Below are 15,760 nucleotides of genomic sequence, written 5' to 3' on the forward strand. Positions count from 1 at the left end.
CCGGCCGGGCCCGTCCGGCAGATGCGCTTGTACGGAATCCGGCAGGACAAATGTCATCGCCCGATCACCCCCACCGCCTCCTCCATGAGGCGTCAGTGGTGCCGCATCCCGAGCTGGTTCGCGGCGGCTTCCACGGTCTGCGCGAGCAGGACGGCAATGGTCATCGGCCCGACGCCGCCGGGAACCGGAGTGATCAGACCGGCTCGGGTGAGGGCGGTGTCGAAGTCCACGTCGCCGACGTTGCCCGGGTTGTAGCCGGCGTCGATCACCACCGCGCCGGGCTTGATGTCCTCACCGCGGATCAGCCGGGGCCGTCCCACGGCTGCCACCACGACGTCCGCCTCCCGGACGATCGCCGGCAGGTCCGTCGTCCGCGAGTGGCAGTACGTCACCGTTGCGTCCCTGGCAAGCAGCAGCATCCCGGCCGGTTTGCCCAGAATCGCGCTGCGACCCACCACAACGGCGTGCTTGCCGGCGAGTTCGACATCGTAGGCATCCAGCAACCGCATGATCCCGCCCGGAGTGCAGGACACGAAGCCCGGCAGCGCGAAGCTCATCGCGGCGAAGGAACGCATCGTGACCCCGTCGACATCCTTCTCCGGAGCGATGGCCTCGAACGCCGCTCGCTCGTCGATGTGCGGGCCACAAGGATGTTGGAGCAGGATGCCGTGCACGTCCGGATCGCCGGACAGGTCAGCCATGGTGTCGATCAGCTCGGCGGTCGTGGTGGTGGCGGGCAGACCTATATGCCGGGACCGGATGCCTGCCTTCGCGCACCGCGCTCGTTTCATGCGAACGTATGTGGCCGACGCGGGGTCCTCTCCCACCAGCACCGTCGCCAGACAGGGACTGGTCCCCGTGCGTCGTGAGATCTCCGCCGCCTTGGCAGCAGCCTCTTCGACGATGCGTTTGGCGAGGCTGGTGCCATCCATGAGCTGGGCCGTCTGAGTCGCGGACATCGTTGCCCTCCAGGCGTTGCTGACCACTCGCCCAGGCGCACGGCAACGACGTCTCGTCAGACCGCTCCCCGGTGGTGCTCCACCTCAGCGCCAGTCACGGCCCACGCTGAACTGTAGTGGACACAGCATGCTCACACCGATCAGCGTCCTCGGTCAGGAGCACACCGAGACTGCCCTTTTCAGGGCTTCGGGTGGGTGGTGTGGCTGTGTCGGTGGGCGTAGTCGCTGGTGTGTTCTTCGGCCCAGTTCTGCAGGTGTTGCAGTGCTGCGGTGGCGCCGCGGGCGAGGTCGGTCAGGGCGTACTGCACCGTCGGCGGGCGGTCGGCGTGCACGGTGCGGGTGATCAGTCCGCCGGCTTCGAGGTCGCGCAGGGTCTGCGCGAGCATCTTGTCGCTGACGCCGCCGGCCCGCCGGCGCAGTTCGGACCAGCGTTGCGGGCCCTCCATGAGATCCACCAGGACCAGGGTGGCCCACCGGGCGGTGACCAGGTCGAACAGCTGCCTGCTGGGGCAGGCCGGATTACGGACGTTGCCTCGCGTGCTTTCCTGCACGTGCTCACCTCACCCAAAGGTATGTACTTCCCAGGAGAAAGTAACTCAGCCAGAGTGAGGGAGCCAACCACTGATCGTCAAGGAGTACTTGTGGTAACCGACGATGCCGTGACCCGTGCCGCGAACACCGTGACGGTGCTCGGCGGCCCCACCGCGCTGATCCGCCTGGCCGGCTGGACGCTGCTGACCGACCCGACCTTCGACGCCGCCGGCACCGAGCACCAGGACGGCCCGGTCATGGTGCGCAAGACCGCCGACCCGGCGCTGAAGCCCGGCGAACTGCCCGCTCTCGACGCCGCCCTGGTCAGCCACACCGGGCATCAGGACAACCTCGACACCGCCGGGCGTACGGTGGCCTCCGCTGCCTCAAAGGTGTTCACCACCGTCGTCGGCGCCAAGGATCTCGGGGGTGCGGCCGTCGGCCTGGAGCCCTGGCAGACCCGGACCCTGTCGAAGCCGGGTCGCACGCCGCTGAACATCACCGCGGTCCCCGCCCGCCACGGTCCGGTCGGCACCGAGGACATCACCGGTCCGGTCACCGGCTTCCTCCTGCACACCGACGACGGCTCGGCACCGAGCGTGTACGTCTCCGGTGACACCGTCGACCTGGACGCGATGAGCGCCCTGGCCGACCGGTACCGCATCGACGTGGCGCTGCTGCACCTGGGCGCGGCCGGCTTCGAGGCATTCGGGGACATACGACTGTCGCTGACCGCGACCCAGGCCGTCGAGGCCCGCCGCCTGCTCGGCGACCCCCTCGTGGTGGCCGTGCATGCCGAGGGCTGGGCGCACTACACCGAAGACCGCAGCCACGTCCAGCAGACCTTCGACGCCGCCGGCGTCCCGCTGCACTGGCCCACCCCCGGCGAGCCCATCACCCTGCCGGACCCGTCCGCAACGAAGGAAAGCAAAGGAAAGAACATGACACCGGAAGTCGTGCACGAGCGCTTCGCGCAGTACCTCAAGGACCAGGATCTCGACGGACTGGGTTCCCTGTTCGACGAAGACGCCATGTTCGTACCGGGACCGGGACAGCGGCCGGTCTACGGCAGGGAAAGCATCAAGGAAGCGCTGAAGCCCTACCTCGCCTCGCCCAGCACCATGGAGGTGGTGGCCACGTCGGTCCATCAGAACGGCGACCTGGCGATGGTCCAGCCGTCCTGGCGGATCACGAGCGAGAGCGGAACCGTGGAAGGAAAGGCGGTCGAGGTGATGAGGAGGACGAGCGAGGGGGACTGGGTCTACATCATCGACAACCCCTACGGCGTCTGACACGCCGGCCCGCCCGTCCGCTACGAAGAAACGAAAAGAAACGGAAAGAACATGACACCGGAAGTCGTGCACGAGCGCTTCGCGCAGTACCTCAAGGACCAGGATCTCGACGGACTGGGTTCCCTGTTCGACGAAGACGCCATGTTCGTACCGGGACCGGAACAGCAGCCGGTCTACGGCAGAGAAGGCATCAAGGAAGCGCTGAAGCCCTACCTCGCCGCGCCCGGCACCTTTGAGATGGGGGCCGCGTCGGTCCATCAGAACGGCGACCTGGCGATGGTCCAGGTGCCCTGGCGGATCACGAGCGAGGGCGGCGTCGTGGAAGGAAAGTCGGTCGAGGTGATGAGGAGGACGACCGAGGGGGACTGGATCTACGTCATCGAAAACCCCTACGGCGTCTGATCCTCGTCATCCCGGCATCACCGTCGGGCGACGGAACCTCGTCACGGCAGCGGCGGCCGTATCGACTTTCTCGATGCGGCCGCCGCTTGCTTTCCGGCGTCGGTGACACGGTCCTGATCCGGTGTGGGCAGTCATCTGACACGGCGTCAGGAGCCTTCACAAGTGCGGGGGGCTGGGCTATACAGAGGCGCAGGACTGGAACGCGTTCCAGTTCGGTCCCAGACGGCCTCGGTGCGGCCGACGGTGCGGACGGCCGTACCGAGGTCTTCCCCCACGGCGATCAGGAGCCCCATGCCCATCGACGCAGCCAAGGCGCTCGCCGCCGAACCCCGGACCGGCGAGATCTCCTGGGACCACAAGGACGTGCAGCTCTACCACCTCGGCATCGGCGCCGGCACTCCCGCCACCGACCCCGACGAGCTGCGCTACACCCTGGAGTCCCGGCTGCACGTCCTGCCGAGTTTCGCCACCGTCGCGGGCGCCGGAAAACCCGGGGTGACCGGCGGGCTGGCCATGCCCGGCATCGACGTCGACCTCGCCCGGGTCCTGCACGGCGGGCAGAGCCTGCGGATCCACCGCCCCCTCCCGGCCGAGGGCCGTGCGAGGGCCACCGGGCGCATCGCTGCCGTGTACGACAAGGGCAAGGCGGCCGTCCTCGTCATGCGCACCGACGTGGCCGACACCGACGGGCCGCTGTGGACCAGTGACGCGCAGATCTACGTACGGGGAGAGGGCGGCTGGGGCGGCGACCGGGGGCCGTCCGGCCGGCTCGACCCGCCCGCCGGCGACCCGGACCGGACCGTCGAGCGGCCCGTCCGCGAGGACCAGGCCCTGCTCTACCGCCTCTCCGGCGACTGGAACCCGCTGCACGCCGACCCGGAGTTCGCCAAGGTCGCCGGTTTCGAGCGGCCCATTCTGCACGGCCTGTGCACCTACGGCATGACCCTCAAGGCGGTCGTCGACACGCTGCTCGGCGGGGACGTGACCCGGGTGCGCTCGTACGCCACGCGGTTCGCCGGGGTCGTGTACCCGGGGGAGACGCTGCGCGTGCGCATGTGGCGGCTCGACGGCGAGGTCCGGGTGGCCGTGAGCGCCGTGGAGCGGCAGGACGCGCCCGTCCTCGCCGACACCGTCGTCGAACACACCTGAGTCCCGCAACGCCGTACTAGGGGAGCCGCACCATGCGCGCAGCCGTACTGCACGAGATCGGCCAGGACAAGCTGGAGGTCCTCGACGACGTCGAGGCGGTGGGCTTCGGCCCCGGCAGGGTGCGCATCCGGGTGCGCGCCACGGGGCTGTGCCACTCCGACCTGTCCGCGATGAGCGGGGTGCTGCCGCAGCCCGCGCCGTTCGTGCCCGGGCACGAGGGCGCGGGGGAGATCCTCGAGGTCGGCGAGGGCGTGGACCACCTGAAGGCCGGCGACCGGGTCATCGTCTGCTGGCTGCCCGCCTGCGGTGCCTGTCCCGCCTGCAAGCGCGGCCAGACGGAGCTGTGCCTCGCCGGGTTCATGAACGCGGGCACCCCCAACTTCAAGCGCCCCGGCGGGGACCTCTTCGGTTTCGCCGGCACCGGCACCTTCGCCGAGGAGGTCGTCGTCGACGCCGGGTGCGCGGTGCCCATACCCGACGACGTGCCCTTCGACATCGCCGCCCTCATCGGCTGCGGCGTGACGACCGGACTGGGCGCCGCGCTCAACACGGCGGATCTGGACGCCGGTTCGTCGGTGGCGGTCATCGGCTGCGGGGGCGTCGGCGTCTCCGTGATCCAGGGCGCCCGGCTGCGGGGGGCCGCCGAGATCGTCGCCGTGGACCCGGTCGCCTCCCGGCGCGAGGCGGCCGTCCGCTTCGGCGCCACCCGGGCCGTCTCGCCCGACGAACTGCCCGACGCCAAACAGCAGATCACCGGCGGCGAGGGCTTCGACCACGTCTTCGAGGTCGTCGGCAAGTCGGCCACGGCACGCACCGCCTACGACACCACCCGGCGCGGCGGCACCCTCGTCGTGGTCGGCGCCGGAGCCATGGACGACTTCCTCCAGCTCAACATGTTCGAGCTGTTCTTCGACGAGAAGCGGATCCTGCCGTCCATGTACGGCGGCGGTGACGTCCTGCGCTCCTACGAACGCACCATCGCCCTATGGCGCGCGGGCCGCGTCGACCTGGCGGGCCTGATCACCCACCGGGTCCCGTTCACCGACGTCAACGAGGCCCTGGACCAGATGCGGACCGGGACCGCCCTGCGCACCTGCATCGAGATGTGAGGACCACGCCATGCCGCTTCCGCTCCAGGGACTGGCCGCGATCGTCACGGGCGCGGGCCGCGGGATCGGCCGGGCCGAGGCGCTGGAACTCGCCCGGCTCGGCGCCGCCGTGGTCGTCAACGACCAGGGGCGGCCCGGCCGGGACGGCACGGGCGAGACCTCCGCCGGTCCGGCCGATCGGGTCGCCGCCGAGATCCGGGCCGCCGGCGGTGCCGCCCTCGCGCACACCGGGGACGTCTCCGACTTCCAGCAGGCGCGCGAGCTCGTCGAGCTGGCCGTCGCCGAGTTCGGCAAACTCGACATCCTCGTCAACAACGCGGGCATCCTGCGCGACCGCATGGTGTTCTCGATGGCCGAGGAGGAGTGGGACGCCGTGCTCCGCATACATCTCAAGGGGCACTTCAACACCACCCGGTTCGCCGCCGCGCACTGGCGTGAGCGGTCCAAGCGGGCCGGGGCGCCGGTGTTCGGGCGGATCGTGAACACCTCCTCGGAGGCGTTCCTCGCCGGATCCGCCGGACAGCCCAACTACGCCGCCGCCAAGGGCGGGATCGTCGGCCTCACCACCTCCACCGCCCTCGCCCTCGGCAAGTACGGCGTGACGGCCAACGCCATCTGCCCGCGCGCCCGCACCCGGATGACCGAGGACGTCTTCGCGGGCGTCGAACAGCCCTCCGGAGGCGGCCTCGACCCGCTCGCCCCCGAGCACGTCGCCCCCCTGGTCGGCTATCTGGCCTCGCCCGCCGCGGCCCGGGTGACCGGGCAGCTCCTGGTGGTGCACGGCGGCATGGTGGCCGTCGTCGAACGGCCCCGGGTCGCCGCCAAGTTCGACAGCAAGCAGGACACCTTCACGTACGACGAACTGGACGCGGTCCTCGGGCCGTACTACGCGGACCGGCCGGCCGGGGAGACGTTCGCGGCGGCGGAGGTGCTCGGGCTGAAACGCGGGTGAGGGAATGGGGACGCCCCAGGGAATGGGGACGACCCCAGGACAGGAACGGCCCCTCCCGCCGTGTGGTGGGAGGGGCCGTTCGCGCGTCGGTGACTGGCGTGCCGTCAGGCCGCAGTCACGGCTTGCTCGGTCTCCGCCACCGGCTTGCGGTGGCGTCCGCGCGGAGCCGTCTCGCAGTCCTGCGTGGAGACCTCGCCACGGTGCCGGCCGTGGCCGGCGGAGATCTCCTGGACGTCATTGCGCGGCTGGTTCGTGCTGGCGTCGCTCATCGGATGGAATTCACCCCGTCAACATGATCTTTCTTACAGCCGGGCGAGTCTAACCGGCACCCCGCACCCCGGATCCAGGCGGCCACGACAACCGGCACTAGTTCGTTACAAGGCGTCCCAACGGCGCTTGCTGCAACGGGACCGGGCGCGCGGCCGAGGGGGCCGGGGACGGCCCGGCACCGGCCGGCGAGGCGGCCTCCGACGGGTGCCCGGAGTGGCCCGGACCCGGAGGTACCGGTTCCGGCGGATGCCCCGAGGGCGCCGTCCCCCCGGGGTGTGCGCCCGTCTCCGGAGACGGTGGCGCGGCGCCGGGCTCCGGCAACACGGCGCCGGGCTCCGGCAGCACGGCCCCGGGTTCGGGAGGCGGTGACGCGGCGCCAGGCTCCGGCAGCACGACGCCAGGCTCCGACGGCCCGGCACCGGGCTCCGACGGCACGGCCGTCGGCGGGCTGACCTGGGCCACGCCGCACGGCACGTCCCGCGTCACGAACGGCAGGCGCAGCACCCCGTCCGCCGTCCACAGGCCGGTGCCCGCCAACCACCCCTCCGGCGCCCGCAGATGGTGCACCCGCCGCTCGGCCGGCCGCCACACGCCGATCCAGCTGCCCGCCGGCCCGTCGACCCGCAGCGCCACCGCACAGCTCTCCGGCGTCAGCATCTGCCCCGGCTGGATCGCGAACGGCGTGACGGAGCAGTCCCGCAGCCGCAGGCACTCCGGGAACCGCACCGGCAGGGTGCTGCCCAGCACCCCCCAGCCCAGCCGGGCCCGCCCGGGCGAGGGCGCGTCCGAGCGGACGATGAGCAGTCCGCTGTCGTGGTCGGCGAGCAGCAGCCGGTCGTCGCTGTCGGCGGCGATCTGCAGCAGCGGCGACACCTCGCCGCCGCGCTCCAGGTCCACCACGACGGCCTTGGTGCGGCCGCCGGTCTCCCGGTCCAGGGCCAGCAGCCGCGCCGTACGGTCCAGCCAGACCCCGCCCGAGCAGCGGCCGGGCAGCTCGGCCAGCCGCTCGGGCCCGAACGCGCCGCCCGCCACCAGCCACACCGACGTCGAGCGCGGCCCGACGGCGAGGGCGTACGCCTTCTCGCCACCGGGCACCGGCGGCAGCAGCCGCAGCCGGGCGGAGTCGTCCGGGCACTCGACCGCGCCCAGGGGCAGCTCACCCGTGCCCGGCCCGGTCGGGTACAGCAGGGAGAAGGCGTGCCGCCGGGCCACCAGCCGGTGGATGAGGACCCGCCCGTCCCCCATCGGCTGCACCTCGGTGCCGGGCTCCTCCGGCTGGTTGCGGGGCAGGGGTACCGCGTAGGGCTCCGGGCCGTCGAGGGTCCAGCGCTCCGGGAACCAGGAGTCGCCGGCCGAGGCGAGGCGTGCGGCGTAGGCACCGTCCACGGTGAGCGTGCAGCCCGCCGGCGCCGCCCCGTCCTCGTGTCCCGCCGAAGGCTCGATCGCACAGGCCGTCATCGTTCGGTCACCTCCAGTGACGAACGTAGTTTTCGCACGTGCGGGCGGGGAATTCCGTGAGCTCCGGCTTCACACATAAGGGTGTTCCAGGAACGATTCGCCTGAGGGAAAGGGGGAGTTTGTGCTCAGCGGGGCGAGGGGTGCCGGGAGCGGGCGGTGGCGGTTCGACGCCACAGATCAGGCGGGTAGCCTTGCACCCGTGCCCCGTCTGTCTGAAGTCATCGCCGCGCTGGAGAACCTGTGGCCCGCCGAGCGGGCCGAGTCCTGGGACGCGGTCGGCACCGTCGTGGGCGACCCGGACCAGGAGGTCACGCGGGTCCTGTTCGCCGTCGACCCGGTCCAGGAGATCGTCGACGAGGCGGTGAAACTGGGCGCCGACCTGCTCGTCACCCACCACCCGCTGTACCTGCGCGGCACGACGACCGTGGCGGCGACGCACTTCAAGGGCCGCGTCGTGCACACGCTCATCAAGAACGACATCGCGCTGCACGTCGCCCACACCAACGCCGACACCGCCGACCCGGGTGTCTCCGACGCCCTCGCCGGCGCCCTCGACCTCCGGGTCACCGGGCCGCTCGTGCCCGACCCCAGCGACCCCGAGGGCCGCCGGGGCCTGGGCCGCGTCTGCGCCCTGGACCACCCGCTGACCGTCCGCGAGCTGGCCGCCCGCGCCGCCGAGCGGCTGCCCGCCACCGCGCAGGGCATCCGCGTCGCCGGCGACCCCGAGGCCCTCGTCCGCACGGTCGCCGTCAGCGGCGGCTCCGGCGACAGCCTCTTCGACCAGGTTCGCGCGGCCGGCGTCGACGCCTTCCTCACGGCGGACCTGCGTCACCACCCCGTCTCCGAGGCCCGCGCCCACAGCCCCCTCGCGCTGCTCGACGCGGCGCACTGGGCCACCGAGTGGCCCTGGTGCGAGCTGGCCGCGAGCCAGCTCGACGAGATCTCCGACCGGCACGGATGGGACCTGCGCGTCCACGTCTCGACAACGGTCACCGACCCCTGGACCAGCCACTCACCGTCACCTGGAGCCCCCAACTGAACGCCGCGCCCGCCGACCAGATCCGCCTCCTCGACGTCCAGGCCCTCGACGTCCGCCTCCAGCAGCTCGCCCACAAGCGGAAGTCGCTGCCCGAGCACGCCGAGATCGAGTCGCTGACCAAGGACCACACCCAGCTGCGCGACCTGCTCGTCGCCGCGCAGACCGAGGAGAGCGACACCGCCCGCGAGCAGACCAAGGCCGAGCAGGACGTGGACCAGGTGCGCCGGCGCGCCACCCGCGACCAGCAGCGTCTGGACTCCGGCGCCGTCACCTCCCCCAAGGACCTGGAGAACCTCCAGCGCGAGATCGCCTCCCTCGCCAAGCGGCAGGGCGACCTGGAGGACGTGGTGCTGGAGGTCATGGAGCGCCGGGAGTCCGCGCAGGAGCGGGTGGCCGAGCTGACCGAGCGGGTCTCCTCCGTCCAGTCGAAGATCGACGACGCGACCGCGCGGCGGGACGCGGCGTTCGAGGAGATCGACGCCGAGGTGGCCACGGTCACCAAGGAGCGCGAGGTCATCGCCGGGTCCGTCCCCGCCGACCTGCTGAAGCTCTACGACAAGCTGCGCGAGCAGCAGGGCGGCATCGGCGCGGCGAAGCTGTACGCGCGCAGCTGCCAGGGCTGCCGGCAGGAGCTCGCCATCACGGAGCTGAGTGAGATCCGCAAGGCGGCGCCCGACACGGTCATCCGCTGCGAGAACTGCCGCCGCATCCTGGTGCGCACGTCCGAGTCCGGTCTCTAGGCCTTCAGGGAGCCGTTGCGGTGCGGGAGTTCATCGTCGAGGCCGACGGCGGGTCGCGGGGCAACCCGGGGCCCGCGGGCTACGGCGCCGTGGTCAGCGACGCGGCGACGGGGGAGACCCTGCGGGAGACCGCCGAGTACATCGGCGTCGCCACGAACAACGTCGCCGAGTACCGCGGCCTCCTCGCCGGCCTGCACGCCGCCCACGCGCTGGACCCGGCCGCGACGGTCCACGTCCGGATGGACTCCAAGCTCGTCATCGAGCAGATGTCGGGCCGCTGGAAGATCAAGCACCCCGACATGAAGCCCCTCGCGTCCGAGGCGGCCCGGGTCTTCCCGCCGGGGCGGGTGACCTACGAGTGGATCCCGAGGGAGCGCAACAAACACGCGGACCGACTGGCCAACGAGGCGATGGACGCGGGGGCGAAGGGACAGCAGTGGTCGGAGCCGGCGTCGACGGCTGAACTGGACACGGCGGCCCGAGCGGCGGCGACGACGCCGCCGGAGCCGCCCGGCGACGCGGCGGCGGGCGCGGCTCGCGTGCGCGACGCCCTGGCGGCGGGTGCCCCCGCGGCGGGTCGCACGGCTACCGTGCCGACCGGCCCGGGGCCGGATGCCGCGCAGACGGGGGCCCCGGAGGTGAAGGCCGACGCGGACACCACGGGTGCGGCGAAGGCCGACGCCGACGCTCGCGCTGCGAAGGCCGGTGCCGACACCCGTGCCGCGAAGGTCGTCGCCGCGCCCGGCTGGGCGCCCGCCGACATGGGGGCTCCTGCCACGTTCGTGCTGCTCCGGCACGGGGAGACGCCGCTGACGCCGCAGAAGCGGTTCTCGGGGAGCGGCGGCAGCGACCCCTCGCTGTCCGACGCGGGCCGGGAGCAGGCCGAGCGCGCGGCGGCTCTGCTGGCCCGGCGCGGGACGATCCAGGCGGTCGTGTCGTCGCCCCTCGCCCGCACCCGGGAAACCGCCGGGATCGTCGCGGCCCGGCTCGGCCTGGACGTGGAGGTCGAGGACGGACTCCGCGAGACCGACTTCGGCGCCTGGGAGGGGCTCACCTTCGCCGAGGTGCGCGAGCGCCACCCGGACGACCTGAACGCCTGGCTGGCCTCCCCGGACGCCGAACCCACCGGCGGCGGCGAGAGCTTCGCGGCGACCGCCACCCGGATCGCCGCCACCCGCGACAAGCTGATCGCGGCGTACGCCGGCCGCACGGTCCTGCTCGTCACGCACGTGACCCCGATCAAGACGCTCGTCCGGCTCGCCCTCGGCGCCCCGCCGGAGTCCCTGTTCCGCATGGAACTGTCGGCCGCGTCCCTGTCGGTCGTCGCGTACTACGCGGACGGCAACGCCAGCGTCCGCCTCCTCAACGACACGTCCCACCTGCGCTGAGTCCCGCCGCCGCCCGGGCCAGCGCCTCGACACGCCCCCAGTCGCGGCCCGCGACCGCGTCCGGCGGGAGCATCCAGCTCCCGCCGACGCATCCGACGTTGGGCAGCGCCAGGTAGTCCGGGGCGGAGCCCGGGCCGATCCCGCCCGTGGGGCAGAACCGCGCCTGCGGGAGCGGCCCCGACAGCGACTTCAGATACGCCGTGCCGCCCGCGGCCTCGGCCGGGAAGAACTTCATCTCCCGCACCCCGCGCTCCAGCAGCGCCACCACCTCGGACGCCGTCGACACCCCCGGCAGGAACGGCACGCCCGACGCCCGCATCGCCTCGACCAGGACGTCCGTCCAGCCGGGACTGACCAGGAACCGGGCGCCCGCGGCCACCGCCTCCGCGACCTGCCCGGGGCCGAGCACCGTCCCGGCACCGACCACCGCCTCCGGCACCTGCCCGGCGATCTCCCGGATCGCCTCCAGCGCCGCGGGCGTCCGCAACGTCACCTCGATCGCGGGCAGCCCGCCCGCGACCAGCGCCCGCGCCAGCGGTACGGCGTCGCCGGCCTCCTCGATGACGACAACGGGGACGACGGGCGCGAGGTCCAGCACGGAGGCGGGCAGGGGAGAGGAGGCCATGCCGCTCATCCTGCCGTCGGCCGAGCAGCCTGCGCAAAGGGCATTGCGCATGCCGCAACGAGGGTCAGTGCACCTCGTCCACCAGCACATCCAGCGACCACGCCTGCCCCGCCTTCACCGGCGCCGTCGCCTCCACGACGTACCCGAGGTCCCGCAGCGCCTCCACCAGCTCGGCCGGCGACCCCGGGACCGCCCCGGCGGTCAGCAGGCTGCGCACGATCCGCCCCTTCGTCGCCTTGTTGAAGTGGCTGACCACCTTCCGGGTCGGCGCGTGCAGCACCCGCACGGTCGCCGTCCGCCCGGCCACCTCGCCCTTCGGCTTCCACGCGGCGGCGTACGCGGCCGACCGCAGATCCAGCACCAGCCCGCCCCCGGCCACCTCGGGAAGCACCGACGCCATCGGCGTACGCCAGTGCGCCCCCAGCGCACCCAGACCCGGCAGCTTCACCCCCATAGAGCACCGGTACGACGGAATCCGGTCCGTCACCCGGACCGCCCCCCACAGCCCCGAGAACACCAGCAGCGACCGCGCGGCACGCCGCTTGGCGGCCGCGTCCAGGGACGCCAGACCGAGGGCGTCGTACAGCACGCCCGTGTAGATCTCCCCGGCCGGCCGTGCCCCGGCCGTCCGCAGCTCCGCGTTCTTCGCGACCTCGCCCCGCAGCCCCTCGCTCAGCCCGAGCACCTCGCGCGCCTTGTCCTCGTCGCCGGAGCACAGCTCGACCAGCTCGGTGAGGACGGCCTCCCGGGCCTCGGCGAGCCCCGGCAGGGACAGCGACTCCGGCTTCAGCGGCGCACCACGGCCGGACGATGCCTTTCCTTCGGACGGCGGCAGCAGGACAAGCACGCGTACTCCTTCGATCGAACTGCAGCCGACAGCGTACGGGGCCTCAGACGCGCGCCCGTCCGAGGGCGCGGACCAGACCGTCGGCGTCGTCGGCGTGGAAGCGGACGACCCGCACCTCGCGGCGCCGGCCGAAGAAGGTGACGTGGGTGACCGGCCCGGTCAGTTCGAGCGTGACGCTGGTCCGGGAACCGACCTCGACGTTCAGCTCGCCGTCGGCCGGCTCGTGCGTCATCCGCAGCTCGCGCCGCACCGAGGCGATCCGCTCCAGCGGCACCCGCAGATCGACGTGCACGTACCGCCGTATCCGCAGCGAGCCGTCCTCGAGGTCCAGCACGTGCGGCCGTACGACGGACGAGGCGTGCAGCCCGACGACGACCACGACGCCGTACACGTCCAGGAAGAGGAACACCGCGTGCGCGGTCGGGAAGTCCCGCAGCAGCACGGACATCGCCACCGTCTCGACCACACACACGAACGCGAACCCGGCCGTCATCGCGCCCTGCCCGCGCGCGTACCCGAAGGCCCGACCCCGCTGCGCGCCGTGCGTACGCCGCGCCACCCACAGCACGAGACTCACCAGCACCCGCACCTCGTGCCGGACCAGCAGCCGCGCGATCCTCATCGCCGCTCCTCGGCGAGGATCCGCAGCGTACGGCGGATCGCCGCGGCCTGCGCCGGGGCCAGGTCGTCGTAGAACGCGCGCAGGACGTTGTCGTCGTGGTCGAGGTCCCCGACCTCCGGGAACAGCCCCGGGGGAATGCAGTCGGCGAGCGCCCGGGCCGCCTCCTCGACCCGCGGGTCGTCCGGCGCGGCATCGGCGAGGGCATCCAGCAGCGCGTACGCCACCCCGGCCCGCGCCACACCCCCCGGACTCCCCAGCGCCTCCCCGATCGACGCCACCATCCGCTCCCGCGCCTCGTCCGGCATGGAGGTCTCCAGAAAGGCGATGATCTCGCGGTCCTTCACCGCCATGGGGCTGTCCGTGAGATGCGCGGTCCCGGCGAACAGCGCGGCCAGCTCGGGCGACACGGGCCCCTCGGCCGGCAGCCCGCCCTCCGCCTCCAGCAGCGCCCGCAACCGCCCCCGCCGCTCCCGGATCGCCTCCTCCTGCCGCGCCAGATCCTCGTCCAGCTCGGTCAGCACCTCGACGAGGTCCTTGCCCGCGTCGTCCGCGAGTACGTCCCGCACCTCGGCGAGCCCCAGCCCCAGCTCCGTCAGCCGCCGGATCCGCGCCAGCACGACGGCGTGCCGCAGGGTGTACTCCCGATACCCGTTGGCCCGCCGCTCCGGCTCGGCCAGCAACCCCAGATGGTGGTAATGCCGCACGGCCCGCGTGGTGACGCCGACGACCCCGGCGAGTTCTCCGATCCGCATGCCACCAGTGAAGACGTTGACGCTGCGGCAGGGTCAAGCGGCGGCTCTCCAGCCTTCCGGCGAAGGCGGTGATCGTGTGCCACGATCGAGGGAACGGACCCCGATTCCACCGGCAGGTGATCAGCCGATGTCCCAGTCTGGCGAGCGACCGAAGGAGGGGCGTGACATGACCGCCATGGCCCACGAGCCGCTCTCGCAGGAAGACGTCCTGCTGGAGGGCTTTCTCGCCCTGGACACCCCGGAGGGTTTCCGGGCCGAGCTGATCGAGGGGGAGATCGTTGTGACGCCGCCGCCGGACGGGGATCACGAGGACTTCATCGGACTCATTGTGGAACAGGTGCTCACTCGTTCCCGCACCAGGATGCAGTTCGCCGGGACCAAGGGACTGATCCTCGGGAGCGGAGGCCACGCCTCGGGGGACCGCGCCATCCCGGACGGTACCTTCGCACCCCGAGAAAGCCGTCTCTTCAGAGGCGCCGACTCCTGGATGCCCTGCGACGGCGTGAGCATGGTCCTCGAGGTGACCTCCACCAAGCCGAAGGCCGATCGAGAGGCCAAGCGTCGGTGCTACGCCAGAGGCGGCATCCCCCTCTACCTGCTGGTCGACCGCGAGACCTCCTCCATCACGCTGTTCAGCGACCCGGGGAAGGACGACTACCGAGAGCACTGCACCCGCCCACTCGGCAGATGCATCTCCCTTCCGGACCCCTTGTCCTTCGACCTGGACACGGCAGAGTTCCTCTGATCCCCTGAGGCCCGGGGGTGCGTCATGGGGACACGGGAAAGAGCCAGCTGGACCAGAGCCCGACTGGGCCGGGCCGGGCCGACCCTGGACCTGCTCACCGCCCACTTCGACCGGCACACCTACGCACCCCACGCCCACGACGAATTCACCGTCGGCGTCACGGTCGGCGGGTCGGAGGTCATCGCGTACCGGGGCGGGCACATCCACTCCTACCCCGGCTCGATCGTCGTCCTGGAGCCGGGCGAGATGCACACCGGCGGCCCGGCCGCCGCCGACGGCTACGCCTACCAGGCCCTCTACGCCGACCCGGCCCTGCTCACCGACGGCACCCTCGGCGTCCTGCCCCACTTCCGCGACCCCGTCCTGCACGACCTGGAACTCGCCACCGCCCTGCGCGCCGCCCACACGGACATCAGCGCCTGCCCCGACCCACTGGAGGCCGAGTCCCGGCTGCCCTGGCTGCTCACGGCCCTGGCCCACCGCCACTCCACGGCCAGGGCGAGCACGGACACGGTGCCCGGTGCCGACCACATCGCCAGGACCGTACGCGACCGCCTCGCGGACGAACTGCTGGAACCCCCCTCCCTGGCCGACCTCGCCACCGACCTCGGCCTCTCCCGCTACCAGCTCCTGCGCGCCTTCCGCACGGCGACGGGCGTGCCGCCCTACGCCTGGCTCGCCCAGCACCGCGTGTCCCGCGCCCGCCGCCTCCTGGAATCCGGCCTGCGCCCCGCCGAGGTCGCGGGTCTCGTCGGCTTCGCCGACCAGGCCCACCTCACCCGCTGGTTCCGCCGGGTGCTGGGCGTGACCCCGGCGGCCTACCGCAACAGCGTTCAAGACGCGGCAGGCTGAGATGCGGAGACTCAGCGCATGACTGCAC

18 protein-coding genes and 1 riboswitch are annotated in these 15,760 nt (G+C 72.4%); of the genes, 10 read left to right on the plus strand and 8 right to left on the minus strand.

Going from position 1 to position 15,760, the window contains the following annotated elements; genetic code table 11:
* Nucleotides 1–92: 92 nt before the first annotated feature.
* Nucleotides 93–959, minus strand: a complete 867-nt coding sequence (locus tag ABZ386_RS02690) for a bifunctional 5,10-methylenetetrahydrofolate dehydrogenase/5,10-methenyltetrahydrofolate cyclohydrolase (protein WP_356618199.1) — start codon at nt 957–959, stop codon at nt 93–95.
* Nucleotides 960–981: 22 nt separating this feature from the next.
* Nucleotides 982–1,067, minus strand: a riboswitch (ZMP/ZTP riboswitch).
* 71 nt (nt 1,068–1,138) lie between these two features.
* A complete protein-coding gene (locus tag ABZ386_RS02695) occupies nt 1,139–1,510 on the minus strand; it encodes a helix-turn-helix domain-containing protein (RefSeq protein ID WP_351332460.1) in 372 nt (123 codons plus the stop codon).
* Between the two features lie 90 nt (nt 1,511–1,600).
* Here ABZ386_RS02695 and ABZ386_RS02700 point away from each other — a divergent pair, with 90 nt between their 5' ends.
* From ABZ386_RS02700 to ABZ386_RS02720, 5 genes are all read left to right on the plus strand, one after another.
* Nucleotides 1,601–2,782 (plus strand): DUF4440 domain-containing protein, encoded by a 1,182-nt coding sequence (locus ABZ386_RS02700; RefSeq protein ID WP_358963267.1) that lies wholly within the window; start codon nt 1,601–1,603, stop codon nt 2,780–2,782.
* A gap of 51 nt (nt 2,783–2,833) precedes the next feature.
* On the plus strand, nt 2,834–3,184 hold the full coding sequence (locus ABZ386_RS02705; RefSeq protein ID WP_351332455.1) for a DUF4440 domain-containing protein: 351 nt from the start codon (nt 2,834–2,836) through the stop codon (nt 3,182–3,184).
* A gap of 291 nt (nt 3,185–3,475) precedes the next feature.
* Complete coding sequence (locus ABZ386_RS02710) at nt 3,476–4,333, plus strand: MaoC/PaaZ C-terminal domain-containing protein (RefSeq protein WP_358963270.1); 858 nt, start codon at nt 3,476–3,478, stop codon at nt 4,331–4,333.
* A 32-nt stretch (nt 4,334–4,365) separates the two neighbouring features.
* Nucleotides 4,366–5,442 (plus strand): Zn-dependent alcohol dehydrogenase, encoded by a 1,077-nt coding sequence (locus ABZ386_RS02715; protein ID WP_356519553.1) that lies wholly within the window; start codon nt 4,366–4,368, stop codon nt 5,440–5,442.
* A gap of 10 nt (nt 5,443–5,452) precedes the next feature.
* Nucleotides 5,453–6,394 (plus strand): 3-oxoacyl-ACP reductase, encoded by a 942-nt coding sequence (locus tag ABZ386_RS02720; protein WP_351332447.1) that lies wholly within the window; start codon nt 5,453–5,455, stop codon nt 6,392–6,394.
* A gap of 104 nt (nt 6,395–6,498) precedes the next feature.
* Here the strand turns inward: ABZ386_RS02720 and ABZ386_RS02725 are convergent, their stop codons facing one another.
* Together ABZ386_RS02725 and ABZ386_RS02730 are read right to left on the minus strand one after the other, a co-directional pair.
* Nucleotides 6,499–6,663: a hypothetical protein gene (locus ABZ386_RS02725; protein ID WP_351332445.1), complete on the minus strand. Its 165-nt coding sequence runs from the start codon at nt 6,661–6,663 to the stop codon at nt 6,499–6,501.
* A 97-nt stretch (nt 6,664–6,760) separates the two neighbouring features.
* Nucleotides 6,761–8,122 carry a hypothetical protein gene (locus tag ABZ386_RS02730; protein WP_358963273.1) on the minus strand — a complete coding sequence of 454 codons (1,362 nt, stop codon included), beginning with the start codon at nt 8,120–8,122 and terminating at the stop codon, nt 6,761–6,763.
* Between the two features lie 199 nt (nt 8,123–8,321).
* Between ABZ386_RS02730 and ABZ386_RS02735 the strand changes: the two genes are divergently transcribed.
* The 3 genes from ABZ386_RS02735 to ABZ386_RS02745 are packed head-to-tail and all read left to right on the plus strand — an operon-like array spanning nt 8,322 to nt 11,289.
* Entirely contained in the window at nt 8,322–9,161 is an 840-nt protein-coding gene (locus tag ABZ386_RS02735) for a Nif3-like dinuclear metal center hexameric protein (RefSeq protein ID WP_114251865.1), read from the plus strand.
* Complete coding sequence (locus tag ABZ386_RS02740; protein ID WP_351333012.1) at nt 9,158–9,901, plus strand: C4-type zinc ribbon domain-containing protein; 744 nt, start codon at nt 9,158–9,160, stop codon at nt 9,899–9,901. Before ABZ386_RS02735 ends, ABZ386_RS02740 begins: the two co-directional genes overlap by 4 nt.
* Before the next feature lie 20 nt (nt 9,902–9,921).
* Entirely contained in the window at nt 9,922–11,289 is a 1,368-nt protein-coding gene (locus tag ABZ386_RS02745) for a bifunctional RNase H/acid phosphatase (RefSeq protein WP_358963277.1), read from the plus strand.
* Here the strand turns inward: ABZ386_RS02745 and eda are convergent.
* The 4 genes from eda to ABZ386_RS02765 all read right to left on the minus strand — a co-directional run bounded on the left by eda (nt 11,264) and on the right by ABZ386_RS02765 (nt 14,135).
* On the minus strand, nt 11,264–11,914 hold the full coding sequence (gene eda / locus ABZ386_RS02750) for a bifunctional 4-hydroxy-2-oxoglutarate aldolase/2-dehydro-3-deoxy-phosphogluconate aldolase (protein ID WP_358963280.1): 651 nt from the start codon (nt 11,912–11,914) through the stop codon (nt 11,264–11,266). The two genes, ABZ386_RS02745 and eda, sit on opposite strands and share 26 nt — an antisense overlap.
* Before the next feature lie 64 nt (nt 11,915–11,978).
* Nucleotides 11,979–12,761, minus strand: coding sequence for a peroxide stress protein YaaA (gene yaaA, locus ABZ386_RS02755; protein WP_356499617.1), 783 nt, complete (start codon nt 12,759–12,761; stop codon nt 11,979–11,981).
* A gap of 43 nt (nt 12,762–12,804) precedes the next feature.
* Nucleotides 12,805–13,383 carry a hypothetical protein gene (locus ABZ386_RS02760; protein ID WP_351332427.1) on the minus strand — a complete coding sequence of 193 codons (579 nt, stop codon included), beginning with the start codon at nt 13,381–13,383 and terminating at the stop codon, nt 12,805–12,807.
* The gene (locus tag ABZ386_RS02765; protein WP_356499621.1) at nt 13,380–14,135 is read right to left on the minus strand and encodes a MerR family transcriptional regulator; all 756 of its coding nucleotides are present in this window, start codon (nt 14,133–14,135) and stop codon (nt 13,380–13,382) included. The genes ABZ386_RS02760 and ABZ386_RS02765 overlap by 4 nt, the downstream gene beginning before the upstream one ends.
* Before the next feature lie 166 nt (nt 14,136–14,301).
* Here ABZ386_RS02765 and ABZ386_RS02770 point away from each other — a divergent pair, with 166 nt between their 5' ends.
* Together ABZ386_RS02770 and ABZ386_RS02775 are read left to right on the plus strand one after the other, a co-directional pair.
* A complete protein-coding gene (locus ABZ386_RS02770; protein ID WP_351332421.1) occupies nt 14,302–14,880 on the plus strand; it encodes a Uma2 family endonuclease in 579 nt (192 codons plus the stop codon).
* Nucleotides 14,881–14,904: 24 nt separating this feature from the next.
* Nucleotides 14,905–15,732, plus strand: a complete 828-nt coding sequence (locus tag ABZ386_RS02775) for an AraC family transcriptional regulator (protein ID WP_358963283.1) — start codon at nt 14,905–14,907, stop codon at nt 15,730–15,732.
* Nucleotides 15,733–15,760: the final 28 nt, after the last annotated feature.

Origin of the sequence: Streptomyces sp. NPDC006140 (genome assembly GCF_040628815.1) — a bacterium.
Taxonomy (GTDB): domain Bacteria; phylum Actinomycetota; class Actinomycetes; order Streptomycetales; family Streptomycetaceae; genus Streptomyces.

What these genes read in the sequence shown, in the direction of transcription:
- ABZ386_RS02690 (WP_356618199.1), bottom strand. Translation starts at nt 959, where the DNA reads ATGTCCGCGACTCAGACGGCCCAGCTCATGGATGGCACCAGCCTCGCC.
- ABZ386_RS02705 (WP_351332455.1), top strand. Translation starts at nt 2,834, where the DNA reads ATGACACCGGAAGTCGTGCACGAGCGCTTCGCGCAGTACCTCAAGGAC.
- ABZ386_RS02710 (WP_358963270.1), top strand. Translation starts at nt 3,476, where the DNA reads ATGCCCATCGACGCAGCCAAGGCGCTCGCCGCCGAACCCCGGACCGGC.
- ABZ386_RS02715 (WP_356519553.1), top strand. Translation starts at nt 4,366, where the DNA reads ATGCGCGCAGCCGTACTGCACGAGATCGGCCAGGACAAGCTGGAGGTC.
- ABZ386_RS02720 (WP_351332447.1), top strand. Translation starts at nt 5,453, where the DNA reads ATGCCGCTTCCGCTCCAGGGACTGGCCGCGATCGTCACGGGCGCGGGC.
- ABZ386_RS02725 (WP_351332445.1), bottom strand. Translation starts at nt 6,663, where the DNA reads ATGAGCGACGCCAGCACGAACCAGCCGCGCAATGACGTCCAGGAGATC.
- ABZ386_RS02730 (WP_358963273.1), bottom strand. Translation starts at nt 8,122, where the DNA reads ATGACGGCCTGTGCGATCGAGCCTTCGGCGGGACACGAGGACGGGGCG.
- eda (WP_358963280.1), bottom strand. Translation starts at nt 11,914, where the DNA reads ATGGCCTCCTCTCCCCTGCCCGCCTCCGTGCTGGACCTCGCGCCCGTC.
- ABZ386_RS02760 (WP_351332427.1), bottom strand. Translation starts at nt 13,383, where the DNA reads ATGAGGATCGCGCGGCTGCTGGTCCGGCACGAGGTGCGGGTGCTGGTG.
- ABZ386_RS02765 (WP_356499621.1), bottom strand. Translation starts at nt 14,135, where the DNA reads ATGCGGATCGGAGAACTCGCCGGGGTCGTCGGCGTCACCACGCGGGCC.
- ABZ386_RS02770 (WP_351332421.1), top strand. Translation starts at nt 14,302, where the DNA reads ATGACCGCCATGGCCCACGAGCCGCTCTCGCAGGAAGACGTCCTGCTG.
- ABZ386_RS02775 (WP_358963283.1), top strand. Translation starts at nt 14,905, where the DNA reads ATGGGGACACGGGAAAGAGCCAGCTGGACCAGAGCCCGACTGGGCCGG.